Source organism: Kitasatospora sp. NPDC127121 (assembly GCF_042677305.1).
In the GTDB taxonomy this organism is placed as follows: domain Bacteria; phylum Actinomycetota; class Actinomycetes; order Streptomycetales; family Streptomycetaceae; genus Kitasatospora.
Window position 1 is genome coordinate 1 of sequence record NZ_JBHXTQ010000175.1, and the last position, 1,160, is coordinate 1,160.

Genomic DNA, 1,160 nt, shown 5'->3' on the forward strand with positions numbered 1-1,160 from the left:
AGCGGATAGTACCGTGAGGGAATGGTGAAAAGTACCGCGGGAGCGGAGTGAAATAGTACCTGAAACCGTGTGCCTACAAGCCGTGGGAGCGTCGTCGTGGTCTTCGGATCACGGCCGTGACTGCGTGCCTTTTGAAGAATGAGCCTGCGAGTTTGCGGTGTGTAGCGAGGTTAACCCGTGTGGGGTAGCCGTAGCGAAAGCGAGTCCGAATAGGGCGTCTGAGTTGCATGCCCAAGACCCGAAGCGGAGTGATCTAGCCATGGGCAGGTTGAAGCGCGGGTAAGACCGTGTGGAGGACCGAACCCACCAGGGTTGAAAACCTGGGGGATGACCTGTGGTTAGGGGTGAAAGGCCAATCAAACTCCGTGATAGCTGGTTCTCCCCGAAATGCATTTAGGTGCAGCGTCACGTGTTTCTTGCCGGAGGTAGAGCACTGGATAGGCGATGGGCCTTACCGGGTTACTGACCTTAGCCAAACTCCGAATGCCGGTAAGTGAGAGCGTGGCAGTGAGACTGTGGGGGATAAGCTCCATGGTCGAGAGGGAAACAGCCCAGAACACCGACTAAGGTCCCTAAGCGTGTGCTAAGTGGGAAAGGATGTGGAGTCGCAGAGACAACCAGGAGGTTGGCTTAGAAGCAGCCACCCTTGAAAGAGTGCGTAATAGCTCACTGGTCAAGTGATTCCGCGCCGACAATGTAGCGGGGCTCAAGCACATCACCGAAGTCGTGTCATTGCAGCATATAGGGCCAACGCCTGCTGTGATGGGTAGGGGAGCGTCGTGTGCCGGGTGAAGCGGCGGTGGAAACCAGTCGTGGACGGTATACGAGTGAGAATGCAGGCATGAGTAGCGATACAAGAGTGGGAAACTCTTGCGCCGATTGACCAAGGGTTCCTGGGTCAAGCTGATCTGCCCAGGGTAAGTCGGGACCTAAGGCGAGGCCGACAGGCGTAGTCGATGGACAACGGGTTGATATTCCCGTACCCGCTTTGAAGCGCCAACGCTGAACCAGGTGATGCTAAGGCCGTGAAGCCGGCCCGGAGTCTTCGGACAAAGGGACGTGGTGGAGCCGCTGAACCAAGTCTGTAGTAGGTGAGCGATGGGGTGACGCAGGAAGGTAGTCCAGCCCGGGCGGTGGTTGTCCCGGGGTAAGGGTGTAGG

At 57.5% G+C, this 1,160-nt stretch carries 1 rRNA gene; it reads left to right on the top strand.

The features are described 5' to 3' along the window. Positions 1-1,160, top strand: a 23S ribosomal RNA gene (locus ACFVHI_RS37185); the annotation flags it as partial.